We start from the raw sequence: 16,287 nt of genomic DNA, 5'->3' as shown, positions 1-16,287 counted from the left end.
TTTATATCCTTATACGGCCATCCTGAACAACCTGGCGCTGAAAAATTCTGCTGAATTAATTTTATTTTTTATGTGGGTTATTTTGTCATTAAAACTGGTGCTGCAGATATATTCTTTGTTTTGAAATTGGTGATTAAAGTGAAATAAAGCACTTACTGCATACAAAATCAGGATGGTCTGAATCTCTAAGTGCAATAACCGTATAAGCTGAGAAAGTCAGGTTAATATTGTTAATTAATATCCTTATTAATAATAAAAATATTAAGTGGCACGCTCAGCATCATGCTGAGAGGAGAATTGGACAAAACATAGAGGTGTTGGCACATACTGCGCAATTTTTTCAGTTGTCTCTGCGTTGATAGTGATCAAGTTAACAATACAATGTAAAAAATCAGTGATATATCTGCTTTGCATAGTTGTCAGGTTGTTAAATTCAGAAAAGATGTTATAGAAACAAAATGTAACATCTCTCTGGATCGGACAACGGATAACAACTATGAACAAATCAGGGAAGTACCTCGTCTGGACAGTGCTCTCCGTTATGGGAGCATTTGCCCTCGGCTATATCGCATTAAATCGTGGTGAACAGATCAACGCGTTGTGGATAGTCGTGGCGTCGGTCTGTGTCTACCTTATCGCTTACCGTTTCTACGGCCTGTACATCGCGAAAAATGTACTGGCGCTTGACCCGACGCGTATGACGCCAGCCGTGCGCCATAACGACGGTCTGGATTATGTTCCCACCGATAAAAAAGTGCTGTTTGGTCACCATTTTGCGGCAATTGCCGGAGCGGGTCCGTTAGTTGGACCGGTGCTGGCGGCGCAAATGGGCTATCTGCCGGGGATGATCTGGCTGCTCGCCGGGGTGGTACTGGCGGGTGCGGTGCAGGACTTCATGGTGCTGTTTGTTTCTACCCGTCGCGATGGTCGTTCCCTTGGCGAACTGGTGAAAGAAGAGATGGGCCCAACGGCGGGCGTTATTGCGCTGGTGGCCTGTTTTATGATCATGGTGATTATTCTCGCAGTACTGGCGATGATCGTCGTGAAAGCGCTGACCCACAGTCCGTGGGGAACCTACACCGTAGCGTTCACCATCCCGCTGGCGATCTTCATGGGGATTTATCTGCGCTATCTGCGCCCGGGCCGCATTGGTGAAGTGTCGGTCATCGGTCTGGTGTTCCTGGTGTTTGCCATTATTTCCGGCGGCTGGGTGGCTGAAAGCCCGACCTGGGCACCGTACTTTGACTTTACCGGCGTACAGCTGACGTGGATGCTGGTGGGCTACGGTTTTGTTGCCGCCGTCCTGCCGGTGTGGCTGCTGCTGGCCCCGCGTGATTACCTCTCTACCTTCCTGAAAATCGGCACCATCGTTGGCCTGGCGGTAGGGATTCTGATCATGCGTCCAACGCTGACCATGCCAGCGCTGACCAAGTTTGTTGACGGTACTGGCCCGGTCTGGACCGGTAACTTGTTCCCGTTCCTGTTTATTACCATTGCCTGTGGTGCGGTTTCTGGCTTCCATGCGCTGATCTCCTCCGGAACCACGCCGAAGATGCTGGCGAATGAAGGGCAGGCCTGCTTTATCGGCTACGGCGGAATGCTGATGGAATCCTTTGTCGCCATTATGGCGCTGGTTTCCGCGTGCATCATCGATCCGGGCGTGTACTTTGCAATGAACAGCCCGATGGCGGTGCTGGCTCCTGCGGGCACGGTTGACGTAGTGGCTTCTGCGGCACAGGTAGTCAGCAGTTGGGGCTTTGCCATTACGCCAGACACCCTGCATCAAATCGCCAATGAAGTGGGTGAGCAATCCATCATCTCCCGCGCAGGTGGTGCGCCGACGCTGGCCGTCGGGATGGCGTACATTCTGCACGGCGCGCTGGGTGGCATGATGGATGTGGCGTTCTGGTATCACTTCGCCATTCTGTTTGAAGCATTGTTTATTCTGACGGCGGTAGATGCCGGTACACGCGCCGCGCGCTTTATGCTGCAGGACTTGCTGGGCGTGGTATCACCGAGCCTGAAACGTACCGATTCGCTGCCTGCAAACCTGCTGGCTACAGCGCTGTGCGTGCTGGCCTGGGGTTACTTCTTACACCAGGGCGTGGTGGATCCTCTGGGTGGTATTAATACCCTGTGGCCGCTGTTTGGTATCGCTAACCAGATGCTGGCCGGTATGGCGTTGATGCTCTGTGCTGTGGTGTTGTTCAAGATGAAACGCCAGCGCTACGCGTGGGTGGCACTGGTCCCAACCGCCTGGCTGCTGATTTGTACCCTGACCGCTGGCTGGCAGAAAGCGTTTAGCCCGGATGCGAAAATCGGCTTCCTGGCTATCGCCAACAAGTTCCAGGCGATGATCGACAGCGGTAACATTCCGGCGCAGTACACCCAGTCGCAGCTGACGCAACTGGTGTTTAACAACCGCCTGGATGCGGGTCTTACCATCTTCTTCATGGTCGTCGTTGTGGTGCTGGGTCTGTTCTCCATCAAAACTGCGCTGGCAGCATTGAAAGAGGACAAACCAACTTCGAAAGAGACACCGTACGAGCCGATGCCTGAGAATGTCGAAGAGATCGTGGCGCAGGCGAAAGGCGCGCACTAATATTCTCTTTACCAACGAGCCCTCTCCTGAACGGGGAGGGCGTTTGTACGACAGGGAAACACTATGTTTGAAACACTCGCCAAAGCCGGGAAGTATTTAGGTCAAACCGCCCGATTAATGATAGGTGTGCCGGATTACGACAATTATGTTGAACATATGCGCGTCACGCATCCGGACCAGACGCCAATGACCTACGAAGAATTTTTCCGCGAGCGCCAGGATGCGCGATATGGCGGGAAAGGTGGCGCGAAGTGCTGTTGATTTTTTTTGCCGGATGGCGCTGACGCTTATCCGGCCTACAACATCGTATTGGCGTAATTTGTCGTCGTAGGCCTGATAAGGCGAAGCCGCCATCAGGCAACCCGCACCATAATCACACCGTAAACGACTCTACCTTTTCGAATGCTGCGCGCAGTGTCTCCGGCTTTAACGTTACCGGCAGGGCGTGAATGGACTCCACCGGGCGCAGAGTGTGCGCAATCACTTTGTCGATTTCGGCGCGGTTATTGATGTCCACTTCCAGTTGAGCTAATCGGGTTGGCAGGTTGAATCGCTGATAAGCGGTAATTAACTGCGCCAGCACGTCATCTTGTCCCAGCAGCGCGCTCTGCACCAGGATGCCGTACGCCACTTTGGTGCCGTGTAAAAACTTCTCGGTTTGTGGGAGGACGGTCAGGCCATTGTGAACAGAATGCGCCGCCGCCACGCGGGTGTAGCGCTCGCCCAGACCACCAACCATGCCGCCTCCGGCAATAATCGCATCCACCACATCGCAAAACGTGCGGCTTAGCGTGCCTTGTTGTTTGTCTGCCAGCGCCTGCTCGCTGCTTTCCAGCAGGACGTCGCGGATGGTCTGCGCGGCTTGAATACCCAGACGTACTGTTAATGGCAGTGTTTCCGGCTGAGGTGCGAGCACGACGGCTTCATACCACTTTGCCAGCGTGTCGCCGATCCCCGCCAGTAGGTATTCTTCTGGCGCATTGAGAACGATCTCGGGTTCGACCAGCACGAGGAAGTTCGCGTCAGGGAAGATTTCGAAATGTAGTGCCTGGCCCGCATCGTTATACCAGACGGAGAGCGGCGTCCAGGCAGCGCAGGTCGCCGCGATAGTAGGAATACCGACAAACGGCAGATCCAGACGACGGGCCAACGCTTTAGCGGTGTCGAGCAATGTACCGCCACCCACGCCAATCACCACACTGCGATCCTCTCCCGACTCTTTTGCCAGTTGAGCAACATCGGTTTCGCTGCAATATCCCGTAAACAGCAGGCGTTTAGCCTCGGCAAGATGAAAAGCCTCTGGCAGGTAAGGGCGGGCCGCATCGATGGCGCGTTCACCATAAACCCACACGGCGCGTGAAAGTTGGTCGGCAGAGAAAAAATCGTTCAGTCTCGACAGGCTGCCAGGATGGGAAAAATAGTTGGCTGGGCCGGTGACGACGCGAATTTCGGTATTACTCATGTTGTGTTGTCCTTTTGGCTGTCCTGTCCAGGCAGGTTATTTTTATATAGACGTCTGAACGTCTTGATTGCCAAATACTAGCATCGTGCTATAGTGGCTTCAACCACAACATCACACGCTGGGATAACAATAATGAGTAATAACCCGCTGATTCCGCAAAGCAAACTGCCTAATCTGGGCACCACTATCTTCACGCAAATGAGTGCGCTGGCTCAGCAGCATCAGGCCATTAACCTCTCGCAGGGGTTTCCTGATTTTGACGGTCCACTCTTTTTGCAAGAGCGTCTGGGGTATCACGTCGCGCATGGCGCAAACCAGTATGCGCCGATGACCGGCGTGCAGCCGCTGCGCGAAGCCATCGCGGATAAAACGGCAGACCTGTACGGCTATAAACCTGACGCGAATAGTGAAGTGACCATCACGGCGGGGGCCACAGAAGCATTATATGCCGCGATCACTGCGCTGGTGCGCCCTGGTGATGAGGTGATTTGTTTCGACCCGAGCTACGACAGCTATGCGCCTGCGGTTGAATTATCCGGCGGTGTGGTTAAACGTATCGCCCTGCAACCACCGTCTTTTCGCGTCGACTGGCAGGCGTTTGGTGCCTTACTCAGCGACCGTACCCGATTGGTTATCCTGAACACGCCACATAATCCTTCTGCCACCGTGTGGCATCACGCCGATTTTGACGCGCTGTGGCAGGCGATTAAAGAACGCGAGATCTTTGTCATCAGCGACGAAGTTTATGAGCATATCTGTTTCGCCAAACAGGGGCATGCCAGCGTGCTGGCACATTCAGAGCTGCGGGAACGCGCTGTTGCCGTTTCATCGTTTGGTAAGACCTACCATATGACCGGCTGGAAGGTCGGATACTGCGTTGCGCCAGCCGCCATTAGCGCTGAGCTACGAAAAGTGCACCAGTATCTGACGTTTTCCGTCAACACGCCGGCTCAGCTCGCACTGGCGGATATGCTACGAGAAGATCCGGCACACTATCGCGAACTGCCCGCGTTTTATCAGAAAAAACGCGACGTGTTAGTGAACGCGCTGCGTGACAGCCGACTGGAAATTCTGCCGTGTGAAGGCACATACTTTTTACTGGTCGATTACAGCGCCGTTTCCTCGCTTAACGACGTGGAGTTTTGCCAGTGGCTGACCACTGAAGTGGGCGTTGCGGCAATTCCGCTGTCGGTGTTCTGCGCCGATCCTTTCCCGCATAAACTGATTCGCCTCTGTTTTGCCAAGCAAGAATCGACGCTGTTAGCGGCAGCCGAGCGTCTGGTTTCGTTGTAGCTATTTCACAGTCCAGGCTTTGGAGAATCGACGGTCAGCAAACAACGCTTGCAGGCCGTTGATTTGCTTCAGGCGTAACACCTCGTCGCTGTCCATACCAAGATCCTTGCCAATTCTTTCTTCACTCCATCCCAGTTGCGATAGCTCGCGGACAATCTCGGACATGGCGTGGATTTGATGACGCCCGCGGGCGCGGTTGTGGCGAATGGTTGCCGCCATACGCTCATGGCGTTCGCGTTCTAAACAGGCAACCGGCAGATATCCTTTCAGCCTGGGCCTCAGAGAGGCTTTGGCTTTACCTAACTCGTGGCGGTGGAAACCGTCGACAATTTCGTATTCTTCAGCCGTTGAGTGAACCACTACAATGGGCTGCGTAAACCCGTCAGCTTCGAGGGACTTCAGCAGCAGCTTTTTCTCCGGTGGCGCAACGTTATTGGGGTTGTAGTCATTGGGTGAAATATGATCATTTTTAACCCAAAGAACGCAATCTACGGGCTCCTCGCGAAAGGGACTGACGCTGTGTATTGCCTTTCTGAATTCATTTATGGCTTCAATTTTCTCTGGTTCTGATAAACCAGAAAGAAAGCCGAGGAGTTCCTGAGTTAATCGCTGTTGCATAAGAGTCCCCATTCCTGGCGTTTTGTTTTCATGCGCTCATTGTAGCGTTGATAGTTTTTGGGTTTCGTTGGACTAAATGAGAGAGCCCGGCACCAATAGTCGTTATTCAGCAGGACCTTACAGATACGCCGCCACGACGGAATATCCACTGAACCAATATCTCTTTCCTGGGTTTGTGGGATAATCTCCATGCCTTTTTTCTTATACCACTGTAAATAGACGGCGATTTTATTGCGGTAATGTTCGGCGGTCGTTTCCGGCATACTCTTCAATAACAGCATGGCGTATTCCTGCCAGCTTAAATGTTCGGGTTTTAATATTTTGCGGTGACCGTAAAAATGGTTGTCCTGACCAGCATATATCCCGCCACTTTTTACCCCGCTGACGCGGGAGCACATCATTGCCCAGCGTTCAGGCTCAATAACATGGTAAAGCCACAGTCCCTGGCGTTGTTCAGGCCCAAAGGGTTCGCAGATACGCATGTATCGCGTGGGAACTCCCGCCTGATACATCAGGTTGTACAGGGGATTACACGGGAGCGTTGACTTGGCAAACCACGTCCAGATGTCAGCAGTTTTCCAGTCATAAATCGGATAAATATACCAGGTATGCCCGCCGGGGGCGCTGGTGGTCCAGGGTTTGTCATCGGCAAAACGCTGTTTTTTCGAGTTCGCAATGGCGACAAAACGATTATATGACTCATCGGCGCGGATCCCGACCATCATGGCGGCTGGTCGTTTCTGCGAAAACCATTCAGCGAACTCACGAACAAATTGCTCGAAAGTCATACCGGGTTGGTAGAAAGAGAAAAACTCGGGATCGGTAATGGCATCTGCAGGCGGTTGGCGAACCCATTGAGTACCCGGCTCCCAGCATTGCCATTCAGGCTGAAATTGTGACAGTGAATTTTGCGTCGTCAGCGGCAATGCAACCCAATAAAATTCTTCGATGACATCGGAATAATTCTCGCGTAGCGCCTGGACATAGTCGATAGTGCAGGAAAACTGAGCCTCCCAGTCGATAAATAAGACGTTTATTTTTTTCTGTAACTGGCGGGCAATGGCGGCGGTCAGATGTAACATCAACCCCGAATCTTTACCTCCAGAGAAAGAAACGCAGACACGCGGTAGAGTCTCAAGCGTCCAGGTAATGCGTTCCTGTGCTGCTTGCAGAACATTTTTATCCAACGGTATTTTATAAACAGACATATCAAATCCATATCGAATTTTTATTATTTGCAGCCATAATAAATGTCCGTAATAAGATAGGCTTTTTCTTGCGACATGCAATATTTAAATATATTCATTATTTGCATGCTATTTTGTTATTGTATATTTTATATGAATTATAATGTGCTTTTAATCATGTTATCCTTAACTATCCAAGGATAGTTTGCTTATGTATTCTGCGAAGGCTTTGTTATTCAATGATGCCCGGTTATACATTATGAATAATTTTACTTTTGGTAATTCAAAATCGGTTTTAATTTCTTTAAATTTCAATGCTGGCTGATAAATTTCATAAATTTGTCTGGGGATTACACCAATAATATCCGTACTGGCGATAACGTTAGCAATCGAGAGTAAGGAGTCGCTACTAAAACCTACTTTATGGAATGCCATCGATTCGCTGGCACGGGAACGATAATCTTTAATACCCTGATCTTCAGAGGAAAAATATGTAAATTGCTCTTGTTGGATTTGTTCGAGTGTGCTCGTCTCATTTATTCTGGGATGGTTGCCACTGCACACTAAAACACAGTCAATGATCTTGAATTGAGTACATACGATAGAACGGTTGTGGACCGGCGTTGTTGTAATCACCAGATCGGCTTTACGATAGGCAAGGATGTTTTCGGCCGTTTCTGCTGACATTAATATATCATGATGCTCAATTTCAATATCTGAATTTTCTCTGAGGCTATTAATTAAAGATGTCACATTCAGGTTGGTTGTAATTTGTGGACTGTAGATGACGAATTTATTTTTCAGGCTGGAACCGTGCATGATATTGATGGTTTGTTCCAGATTATTGAGATTTTTTTCAAGGTGAAGATGAAGGTTTACCCCTGTGACCGTAGGCGTAATGCCTTTGCCTGAGCGAATAAACAAGGGGTCGTTAAACTGTGTACGCAGTCGCTGTAATGACTGGCTGACGGCTGAAGGGGTGATATACAGTGTTGCCGCAGCTTTACTGATGCTCAAATGTTGATAAATACATTCAAAAATTACCAACAGGTTAAGATCGAATTTTTTGAGGTCATAGAGGTTAGCCATGCATACCTTCCTGTGATGGTAATGTATAGGATAATTCAATTCTTGAATAATTTAAATTCTAATCATTCTTAGAATTTATGTTTATAGCTTAATGAATAATTAACTTAAACTAAAATAACACAAATTGCTTGATGGTTACGATAAAAATACATTTTAAAGAGTGATTGAAATGAGAACCATAACAATCACTCATTCTGTTACCTTTATTTATTTCCCATAATAATATTTAATTTATCTTTATCGGGTAATCCCACTTCCTGTTGTAACGTATCGTCTTTGCTCATGTAGTAGATCGCGGGCGTCACATTAGCACCTAAATCATCCATGAGTTTTTGGTTGATATTCAGTACTTTCATCTGTTCAGGATGGACTGAAGCCGGGATTTCCAGCTTCATTTTCCCGCCGGATGCTTCATAGTCATGCCAGGTTTTGGCCGGATCTTTGGATGCCAGGATCGCAGCAGCAGTTGCCGGGCTTTCGGGCTTGATCACGCCAACCAGCAGCGTACGCAGCTGAACTTTACCGGAATCTACCCATGGGCGCGCCTGCTGCCAAAACTGTTTGCAATAAGGACAGAAGGGATCGGCAAACACGTAAACGATGACCGGGGCTTCTTTTTTCCCGTCCAGAATCCACGACGCTTTTTCCATTCGCTGCCACATCTCACGTCCGGCAGGGGCATAGATCTCTTTTTCTATGAGCGCATTACTGAGGTTTTCTCCTTTTTCATTATACATGTAGCCGGAGATGGCATGTTTACCGTCAGGCGTGACATAGATAGTGACCCCCATGTCCTGGTATTTTCCCAGATAGCCTTTCATTCCACCCGGTGCGTCGAAGGGCTTCAGGATCGTAATTCCCTGTTTCTCAATGGCTTTAACAGGGGCAGGGAGCTCCTCTGCGTGCACGATAGCGGGGAGAAGAGTTAAGAGTAAGGTGCGTTTAAACATTGATTTTCCTTATAAAATCAGCAGGAAAGTGGGCTTAATTGCAAAACCTATCACAGCCATAGGTAAGATCGACGGTCTGTCGATTGCCCTTTCTTTAGTTGGGTGATGTAATCCCCATCGCTGTTACGACCTTTGTTAAGGTAATGTAGAGCGCAACACATAGCCAGCCCTGCTGGCACTGACGTTACCTGCGGGTAGCTCGGGTAATGAGGCTCCCTGCAAAGGGGGCCTTTTTTACTTTTATCTTTAGGTTCACAACATGAGTTTGAGTGGGTTGTTAGTTAACGCTTATTGATTTGATAAAGGAAACGCATTAGCCCTGCGAAGAGATTTTCGTTAACTTATCTCTCAACGAAAACACGGAGGAAGTACAGATGTCTTTGATTAATACCAAAATTAAACCTTTCAAAAACCAGGCGTTCAAAAACGGTGAGTTCATCGAAGTAACCGAGAAAGATACCGAAGGTCGCTGGAGCGTCTTCTTCTTCTACCCGGCTGACTTTACTTTCGTATGCCCGACCGAACTGGGTGACGTTGCAGACCATTACGAAGAACTGCAGAAACTGGGCGTAGATGTGTATTCCGTTTCTACCGACACCCACTTCACCCACAAAGCATGGCACAGCAGCTCTGAAACCATCGCGAAAATCAAATACGCGATGATCGGCGACCCGACTGGCGCCCTGACCCGTAACTTCGACAACATGCGTGAAGATGAAGGTCTGGCTGACCGCGCAACCTTCGTTGTTGACCCGCAGGGTATCATCCAGGCAATCGAAGTTACCGCTGAAGGTATCGGCCGTGATGCGTCTGACCTGCTGCGTAAAATCAAAGCAGCACAGTACGTCGCTTCCCACCCAGGTGAAGTTTGCCCGGCAAAATGGAAAGAAGGTGAAGCAACCTTAGCGCCATCTCTGGACCTGGTTGGTAAAATCTAAGTCGCATAGTTTGTAGGCCGGATAAACCTAGTGCATCCGGCATTCCACAGGCGCAAATTTGCGCCTGTTTCATTCCAGCACCATGACGCAAGTTGCATTAATGCAGTCCCGCAAAATCGGCTTGCATGATGATGTTTTCAGAGAGGGAAGAAGAATGCTCGACACAAATATGAAAACCCAGCTCAGGGCTTACCTTGAGAAACTGACCAAACCTGTTGAGCTGATTGCGACGCTGGATGACAGCGCTAAATCGGCAGAAATCAAGGAACTGCTGACTGAAATTGCTGAACTGTCAGAAAAAGTCACCTTCAAAGAAGACAATACTCTGGCGGTGCGTAAGCCATCGTTCCTGATTACCAATCCCGGTTCTCACCAGGGACCGCGTTTTGCCGGTTCTCCGCTGGGTCATGAGTTTACCTCTCTGGTGCTGGCGCTGTTGTGGACCGGTGGTCATCCGTCAAAAGAGGCGCAGACGTTGCTGGAGCAGATCCGCGATCTCGACGGTGATTTTGAATTTGAAACCTATTATTCACTTTCCTGCCATAACTGCCCGGACGTGGTGCAGGCGCTGAACCTGATGGCGGTGTTGAACCCACGTATCAAGCATACGGCGATTGACGGCGGTACATTCCAGAACGAAATCACCGATCGTAACGTGATGGGCGTTCCGGCGGTATTTATGAACGGCAAAGAGTTCGGTCAGGGGCGTATGACGCTGACTGAGATCGTGGCGAAAGTGGATACCGGCGCAGAAAAACGTGCGGCTGAAGAGCTGAATAAGCGCGATGCTTATGACGTGTTGATTGTCGGCTCTGGTCCTGCAGGTGCGGCGGCAGCGGTGTACTCCGCACGTAAAGGCATTCGCACCGGTCTGATGGGCGAACGTTTTGGCGGTCAGGTCCTTGATACTGTTGATATTGAAAACTATATCTCAGTACCGAAAACTGAAGGTCAGAAACTGGCAGGCGCGCTGAAAGCACACGTTGATGATTATGATGTCGATGTGATTGACAGCCAGAGCGCGAGCAAACTCATTCCAGCAGCGCAGGAAGGCGGTTTGCATCAGATTGAAACGGCCTCCGGCGCGGTGCTGAAAGCACGTAGCATTATCATCGCCACCGGCGCGAAATGGCGCAACATGAACGTTCCGGGTGAAGATCAGTATCGCACCAAAGGCGTAACCTACTGCCCGCACTGTGATGGCCCGCTGTTTAAAGGCAAGCGTGTTGCGGTGATTGGCGGCGGTAACTCCGGCGTTGAAGCGGCTATCGACCTGGCTGGTATTGTTGAACATGTGACGTTGCTGGAGTTTGCTCCTGAAATGAAGGCCGACCAGGTGCTGCAAAATAAGCTTCGCAGTCTGAAAAACGTCGACATCATTCTGAATGCGCAAACGACAGAAGTGAAAGGCGATGGCAGCAAAGTTACTGGCCTGGAGTATCGTGACCGTGTGAGCGGCGATGTTCACAATGTGGAACTGGCAGGTATCTTTGTTCAGATTGGTCTGCTGCCGAACACCAACTGGCTCGAAGGCGCCGTTGAACGTAACCGTATGGGTGAAATCATCATCGATGCCAAGTGCGAAACCAGCGTGAAAGGCGTTTTCGCTGCCGGTGACTGCACCACCGTACCGTATAAGCAGATTATCATCGCGACCGGTGAAGGCGCGAAGGCCTCGTTGAGTTCGTTTGATTATCTGATTCGCACGACAGTAGCATAAAAAAAGTAAGACTCACCTGCAATGCCAAAACCGCCAGTCATCCGCTGGCGGTTTTTTATTTCCATACACTTAAATTGTCAATTCTTGAAACAATAAACCGTTTAAAACATTCACTTAATTAGCCTGATCATTATTTTCATCAAAGAAAGAGAGGGCGTTATCTTTATTATATTAACCTGCATTATTTTTTCATTTGTTGTGTGAATAAATGGTTGGTTAATTCATGGGTGAAATATATGAAACCCTGACGATCTTTGAATCGACAGGGTTATTGTTACGTGATTTTTTTATCTCTCACGATAGTTACACGCTGAAAGCGGCTTATTCAGCTTTAGATACAAATGCCTCAACGCTAACAGAGCAGGAGTGGCTGGAGGCGGAGTACGACTTCAATGCACTATTTGTTGGGCCGCAGACGCTAAAAGCCCCGCCGTTCGCTTCGGTATACCTTGAAGAAGATGCCCTCGTAATGGGTAAATCAACCTTAAGCATTCGGGAATTCATGGCAAATATAGGTCTATCTATAAACCATGTAAATAATATCCCGGATGATCATATTTCCTGCGTATTGGAATTAGCAGTTTTATTATCGGCTAATGCCAGGATATCAGCAGAATACCAGATCGTTATGACTCGATATGTAATTGAGTATATAGCGATGTGGATGCCCGCGTATATAGAAAAAATACATATAAATGCACAAACCGTTACGTTGAAAAACGTCGCGGAAAGGTTGTCTTTTTGGCTTGATGAATTAAACACGAGAGTATCAATATGAGTAATGAACCGGGAGTTCTGAACAGACGTTCATTTTTGAAAGGGTTGATTGCCCTTGGAACGGTGGCTGCCCTGCCAGGGGGATTGCTGACTTCACGCTGTGCATTGGCGCAACCGCCAATTCCGTTTAATCCCAAAACCTACAAAATCTATCGTAACGCCTGTCCACGTAACTGCTATGACACTTGTAGCCTGAAAACCTGGGTGAAGGATGACGTCATCACCTTTGTGGAAGGCGCGCCTGAATCAACGTTTACGCATGGAACTCCGTGTGTGAAGGGATTGAGCTATCCACGTAGGGTATACAGCCCGGACCGCATTAAATATCCGATGGTTCAGGATGTTCGCGGCAGCGGTAACTGGCGTCGTATCTCCTGGGATGAAGCAATGCAGCGCATTGCGACCAAGATGCTGGAGATTAAAAAGAAAGATGGTTCAATGTTGGGTCTGGCGCTGACCAAGTACTCAGGCAAATTTGGTGTATTGAACTATGCCGTTGAAGGGATGATGTCTTCACTGGGTTACACCACCCGTTTTGCCGGAACACCTTGCTGGCCAGCCGGTATCGACGCGCAAAACTACGACATGGGCGACATGTGGTGTAACGACCCGGAAGATATGGTGAAAGCCAAATACATTATTATCTGGGGCGCTAACCCGGCCTGGTGCTCTATGCACACCATGAAGTACATCTATCAGGCGCGGGAAAAAGGCGCAAAAGTGGTCGTTATCGATCCACTGTTAACCCAAACCGCTGCGAAAGCCGATCTCTATTTACGCGTTCGCCCAGGATCAGATGGCGCTCTGGCGCTGGGCATGGCACGCCACCTGGTGGACAAAGGATTGGTTGATCAGGATTTCGTTAACAACTATTCCCATGGCTATGCTGAATTTGAAGAGTATTTGCGTAATAACGTTACCGTAGAGTGGGCATCTGAGATTTGCGGGCTGTCGGCGGATGTTATTCGCCAGTTGGCGGAAGAATTTACCGCGGTTAACCCTGCTACCGTGTGGATTGGCTACGGCATGCAGCGCCATGTCAACGGCGGCGCTAACGTACGGGCGATCGATGCCTTTGTGGCAATGACCGGCAATATTGGCATTGAGGGCGGTGGCGCTCGCTACGGTCATTTGCATACCTGGGGCTTTAACTACAATGCCATGTTGCAGAAGCCACCGGTAGGCTCCATCGGGATGCCGGGGGCGGCGGGCACAACCAGCGAGTTTGGTTCTGCGGGGGAAGTCGCACAGTATTCCGATCGCTCGTTGAATATCAACCAGACCGCAAAGGGAATTCTGGAAGCCAATGAGCCGCCTGTCCGAATGCTTTGGGTTGCCTGTAAGAACCCGTTTGCTCAGGATTTTGATCGCAGCAAGATGGAAAAAGCATTCGAAAAACTGGAAATGGTGGTGTGCGCCGACCAATTCTTTAACGAGACCGTCCAGCATGCCGATATCGTTTTGCCTGTCACCACAGCCTTTGAAGAGTGGAACGTAGACGCCTCATATTGGCACTACTGGCTCTCAATCAACCAGCCTGCAATTAAGCCAATGTATGAGGCAAAATGCGATCTGGAAATCGCCGTTTTACTTTCCCGCACAATCAACAAGCTGGAGCCGGGTTCTTGCACATTCCCGCAGGAGTTCGATCATAAGCGCTGGCTGGACCAGGAGTTCAATGACGGAATGGCCAAAATGTTTGGTATCTCCTCCTGGGATGATTTACTGGAAGGGCCGAAAAAAGCCATTCTGCCAAGTTCTGCGGCCTGGTATGACCGTAAGTTTAAAACGCCCTCTGGAAAGTTTGAGTTCAAATCTGAGCTGTGTGAGAAAAATGGTCATACGGCGCTGCCGGAATACAAACCGGAGGCAAAAAGCACGTTGCCATTCCACCTGTTTACGCCGCATGTCCAGTTCGGTATCCATTCCCAATTCATCAACCTTGACTGGATGCAGGTCTTCTATCCTGAACCGTTTGTTTATATGCACCCGGTTTCCGCCGGGAAAAGAGGCATCGCTGAAAATGACCTGGTGAAAGTGTTTAACACCGCAGGTGAGGTGGAGTTACGTGCGAAGGTAACCGCTAACGTTCCGGAGGATTTCCTGGTGATGTACGAGGCGTGGTTCCCGAAACGGAAATACAACGTTCAAAACGTTGTGGCGGATACTCCGGCCGATATGGGCTTGATGAAAACTGGTGCGCCAGGTGCGGCCATCCATAGTCAGTTTGCGGACATCATTTTGATCGATAAAGGAGCAGCGGCATGAGGCGCGCGTTTTTAGTTAATAGCGATAAGTGTATCGGCTGCCGTGGCTGTGCGATGGCGTGTAAGAGTTTTAACCAGCTGGAGCCAGAACGTTTCTGGCGCTACGTCTACCCGCTGGATAAAGAAATTTATCCGCATGAAGAGCGAGCGTTCTACTCGCTGGCCTGTAACCACTGCGAAAATCCGGCCTGCCTGGCAGCTTGTCCGGTAGAGGCGTACACCAAACGTGAGGATGGCGTTGTAGTGCATAACCCGGAACGTTGTATCGGATGCAAAAACTGTATTCGCAACTGTCCATACGGTGCGCCGCGCTTTAATGAAGAGACGAAAAAAGCGGAAAAATGCAGCATGTGCTATGAGCGTCTTGATGTTGGCATGCAGCCGGCGTGCGTGAATGCCTGTCCGGTAGGTGCGCTGACGCTTATCGATCTGGATGCCGATCCTATACCTGATAATGCGGTGCAGTATCCGCCGGGATACCCGCGTATGCCGCAGCTTAATCCTGGCACGCGTTTTATCCTTGCGCGTCAACCAAAGCAGCCGGAGGCCAAGTAATGGAAAAGTATGAACTTCCTCTGGTCATTTTTACCGTATTAAGCCAAATGTCGGTTGGGATCACGCTCATTCTGACGCTGCGTGTGCTGCAAGGAAAACTGGAGAGCAAGCGCCTGTACTGGCTGGTAAGTGGACTGGTTCTGGCGGCGGCGTCCGTGGCGGCGATATTACACCTTGCGCATCCGGATCGCGCCTACGATGCCTTGATCAACCTGCAGCACGCCTGGCTGAGCCGAGAGATTCTGGGCGCCACTTTATACGGTGCAGCTGTCGGAGTGACGTTTTTGGCAAAAGGGCACAAAGCACCAGCTGTTCTGGCCTCTGTTCTCGGTATCGCGCTGGTGGCGGTACAGGGGATGACCTATGCCGCCCCGGCAATGGTGGCGATCGCCAACGGTCTGACAATGCTGTTGTTCTTCATCACGGTGTGGGTGATGGGGTGTGCTGCGATTCCACTGCTTAACCTCGCACCTGCCGTTGCTGCATTGCGCCAGGGGATTGCCGTGTGTATGGCAGTCATGATCGCCGCACCCATTATCTGGCTAAGCGGTGGCACCATCATGCAGATGACGGCGCATGCCTGGCTGACGTCGCCACTTTATCTGGCGAGTCTGGTGTGTCTGGCGGTGGCCTTTGTGCTTAGCCGTCAGGGCGAGCGTCGCGCAAAAGCGCTTTTCGCCCTGCTGTTTGTTGGCGTATTCCTGAGCCGTCTGACGTTTTTTGGCGATACGATCAGCTCCATCGTGAATATCGGCCATTTGTATTAATCGTGAGGTAATAAAAACCCCTGTCAGGCGTTAACCTGGCAGGGGTTTTCTTTAGCAAATCA

Annotated in this window: 14 protein-coding genes; 9 read left to right on the top strand and 5 right to left on the bottom strand. The window is 50.1% G+C overall.

Annotation, left to right across the window (positions count from 1 at the left end; translation table 11 throughout):
• Positions 1-496 precede the first annotated feature (496 nt).
• Together cstA and SK38_RS11055 are read left to right on the top strand one after the other, a co-directional pair.
• Positions 497-2,602 carry a pyruvate/proton symporter CstA gene (cstA, locus tag SK38_RS11060; RefSeq protein WP_008784063.1) on the top strand — a complete coding sequence of 702 codons (2,106 nt, stop codon included), beginning with the start codon at positions 497-499 and terminating at the stop codon, positions 2,600-2,602.
• A gap of 63 nt (positions 2,603-2,665) precedes the next feature.
• Positions 2,666-2,863, top strand: coding sequence for a YbdD/YjiX family protein (locus SK38_RS11055; RefSeq protein ID WP_003022064.1), 198 nt, complete (start codon positions 2,666-2,668; stop codon positions 2,861-2,863).
• 112 nt (positions 2,864-2,975) lie between these two features.
• Here SK38_RS11055 and SK38_RS11050 read toward each other — a convergent pair whose 3' ends face one another.
• The gene (locus SK38_RS11050; protein ID WP_048235904.1) at positions 2,976-4,064 is read right to left on the bottom strand and encodes an oxidoreductase; all 1,089 of its coding nucleotides are present in this window, start codon (positions 4,062-4,064) and stop codon (positions 2,976-2,978) included.
• Positions 4,065-4,196: 132 nt separating this feature from the next.
• Between SK38_RS11050 and SK38_RS11045 the strand changes: the two genes are divergently transcribed.
• On the top strand, positions 4,197-5,357 hold the full coding sequence (locus SK38_RS11045; protein WP_048235903.1) for a pyridoxal phosphate-dependent aminotransferase: 1,161 nt from the start codon (positions 4,197-4,199) through the stop codon (positions 5,355-5,357).
• On the opposite strand, the gene SK38_RS11040 is transcribed toward SK38_RS11045, so the two are convergent.
• From SK38_RS11040 to dsbG, 4 genes are all read right to left on the bottom strand, one after another.
• Positions 5,358-5,975 (bottom strand): IbrB-like domain-containing protein, encoded by a 618-nt coding sequence (locus SK38_RS11040; protein ID WP_048235902.1) that lies wholly within the window; start codon positions 5,973-5,975, stop codon positions 5,358-5,360.
• Positions 5,960-7,183: a phosphoadenosine phosphosulfate reductase gene (locus SK38_RS11035; protein ID WP_048235901.1), complete on the bottom strand. Its 1,224-nt coding sequence runs from the start codon at positions 7,181-7,183 to the stop codon at positions 5,960-5,962. Before SK38_RS11035 ends, SK38_RS11040 begins: the two co-directional genes overlap by 16 nt.
• Positions 7,184-7,348: 165 nt before the next feature.
• Positions 7,349-8,251: a DNA-binding transcriptional repressor CitR gene (gene citR / locus SK38_RS11030; protein ID WP_048235900.1), complete on the bottom strand. Its 903-nt coding sequence runs from the start codon at positions 8,249-8,251 to the stop codon at positions 7,349-7,351.
• A 203-nt stretch (positions 8,252-8,454) separates the two neighbouring features.
• Positions 8,455-9,201 carry a thiol:disulfide interchange protein DsbG gene (dsbG, locus tag SK38_RS11025; RefSeq protein ID WP_048235899.1) on the bottom strand — a complete coding sequence of 249 codons (747 nt, stop codon included), beginning with the start codon at positions 9,199-9,201 and terminating at the stop codon, positions 8,455-8,457.
• A gap of 374 nt (positions 9,202-9,575) precedes the next feature.
• Between dsbG and ahpC the strand changes: the two genes are divergently transcribed.
• The 6 genes from ahpC (at position 9,576) to SK38_RS10995 (ending at position 16,225) form a co-directional block, all read left to right on the top strand.
• The gene (gene ahpC, locus SK38_RS11020; protein ID WP_002894394.1) at positions 9,576-10,139 is read left to right on the top strand and encodes an alkyl hydroperoxide reductase subunit C; all 564 of its coding nucleotides are present in this window, start codon (positions 9,576-9,578) and stop codon (positions 10,137-10,139) included.
• A 154-nt stretch (positions 10,140-10,293) separates the two neighbouring features.
• Positions 10,294-11,859: an alkyl hydroperoxide reductase subunit F gene (gene ahpF / locus SK38_RS11015; protein ID WP_020996553.1), complete on the top strand. Its 1,566-nt coding sequence runs from the start codon at positions 10,294-10,296 to the stop codon at positions 11,857-11,859.
• Positions 11,860-12,082: 223 nt separating this feature from the next.
• Positions 12,083-12,637: a TorD/DmsD family molecular chaperone gene (locus SK38_RS11010; protein WP_008784072.1), complete on the top strand. Its 555-nt coding sequence runs from the start codon at positions 12,083-12,085 to the stop codon at positions 12,635-12,637.
• Positions 12,634-14,904 carry a molybdopterin-dependent oxidoreductase gene (locus SK38_RS11005; RefSeq protein WP_048235898.1) on the top strand — a complete coding sequence of 757 codons (2,271 nt, stop codon included), beginning with the start codon at positions 12,634-12,636 and terminating at the stop codon, positions 14,902-14,904. Before SK38_RS11010 ends, SK38_RS11005 begins: the two co-directional genes overlap by 4 nt.
• Positions 14,901-15,458, top strand: coding sequence for a 4Fe-4S dicluster domain-containing protein (locus tag SK38_RS11000; protein ID WP_048235897.1), 558 nt, complete (start codon positions 14,901-14,903; stop codon positions 15,456-15,458). The genes SK38_RS11005 and SK38_RS11000 overlap by 4 nt, the downstream gene beginning before the upstream one ends.
• Entirely contained in the window at positions 15,458-16,225 is a 768-nt protein-coding gene (locus SK38_RS10995) for a dimethyl sulfoxide reductase anchor subunit family protein (RefSeq protein ID WP_008784075.1), read from the top strand. Before SK38_RS11000 ends, SK38_RS10995 begins: the two co-directional genes overlap by 1 nt.
• Positions 16,226-16,287: the final 62 nt, after the last annotated feature.

Origin of the sequence: Citrobacter sp. MGH110, assembly GCF_001037515.1 — a bacterium.
GTDB classification, from domain to species: Bacteria; Pseudomonadota; Gammaproteobacteria; order Enterobacterales; family Enterobacteriaceae; genus Citrobacter; species Citrobacter portucalensis.
Note: the sequence above shows the minus strand (reverse complement) of the source record. Positions and strands in the feature narration are given on the sequence as shown.

What these genes read in the sequence shown, in the direction of transcription:
- SK38_RS11005 (WP_048235898.1), top strand. Translation starts at nt 12,634, where the DNA reads ATGAGTAATGAACCGGGAGTTCTGAACAGACGTTCATTTTTGAAAGGG.
- cstA (WP_008784063.1), top strand. Translation starts at nt 497, where the DNA reads ATGAACAAATCAGGGAAGTACCTCGTCTGGACAGTGCTCTCCGTTATG.
- SK38_RS10995 (WP_008784075.1), top strand. Translation starts at nt 15,458, where the DNA reads ATGGAAAAGTATGAACTTCCTCTGGTCATTTTTACCGTATTAAGCCAA.
- citR (WP_048235900.1), bottom strand. Translation starts at nt 8,251, where the DNA reads ATGGCTAACCTCTATGACCTCAAAAAATTCGATCTTAACCTGTTGGTA.
- SK38_RS11045 (WP_048235903.1), top strand. Translation starts at nt 4,197, where the DNA reads ATGAGTAATAACCCGCTGATTCCGCAAAGCAAACTGCCTAATCTGGGC.
- SK38_RS11050 (WP_048235904.1), bottom strand. Translation starts at nt 4,064, where the DNA reads ATGAGTAATACCGAAATTCGCGTCGTCACCGGCCCAGCCAACTATTTT.
- SK38_RS11000 (WP_048235897.1), top strand. Translation starts at nt 14,901, where the DNA reads ATGAGGCGCGCGTTTTTAGTTAATAGCGATAAGTGTATCGGCTGCCGT.
- ahpF (WP_020996553.1), top strand. Translation starts at nt 10,294, where the DNA reads ATGCTCGACACAAATATGAAAACCCAGCTCAGGGCTTACCTTGAGAAA.
- SK38_RS11010 (WP_008784072.1), top strand. Translation starts at nt 12,083, where the DNA reads ATGGGTGAAATATATGAAACCCTGACGATCTTTGAATCGACAGGGTTA.
- SK38_RS11055 (WP_003022064.1), top strand. Translation starts at nt 2,666, where the DNA reads ATGTTTGAAACACTCGCCAAAGCCGGGAAGTATTTAGGTCAAACCGCC.
- dsbG (WP_048235899.1), bottom strand. Translation starts at nt 9,201, where the DNA reads ATGTTTAAACGCACCTTACTCTTAACTCTTCTCCCCGCTATCGTGCAC.
- SK38_RS11040 (WP_048235902.1), bottom strand. Translation starts at nt 5,975, where the DNA reads ATGCAACAGCGATTAACTCAGGAACTCCTCGGCTTTCTTTCTGGTTTA.
- ahpC (WP_002894394.1), top strand. Translation starts at nt 9,576, where the DNA reads ATGTCTTTGATTAATACCAAAATTAAACCTTTCAAAAACCAGGCGTTC.
- SK38_RS11035 (WP_048235901.1), bottom strand. Translation starts at nt 7,183, where the DNA reads ATGTCTGTTTATAAAATACCGTTGGATAAAAATGTTCTGCAAGCAGCA.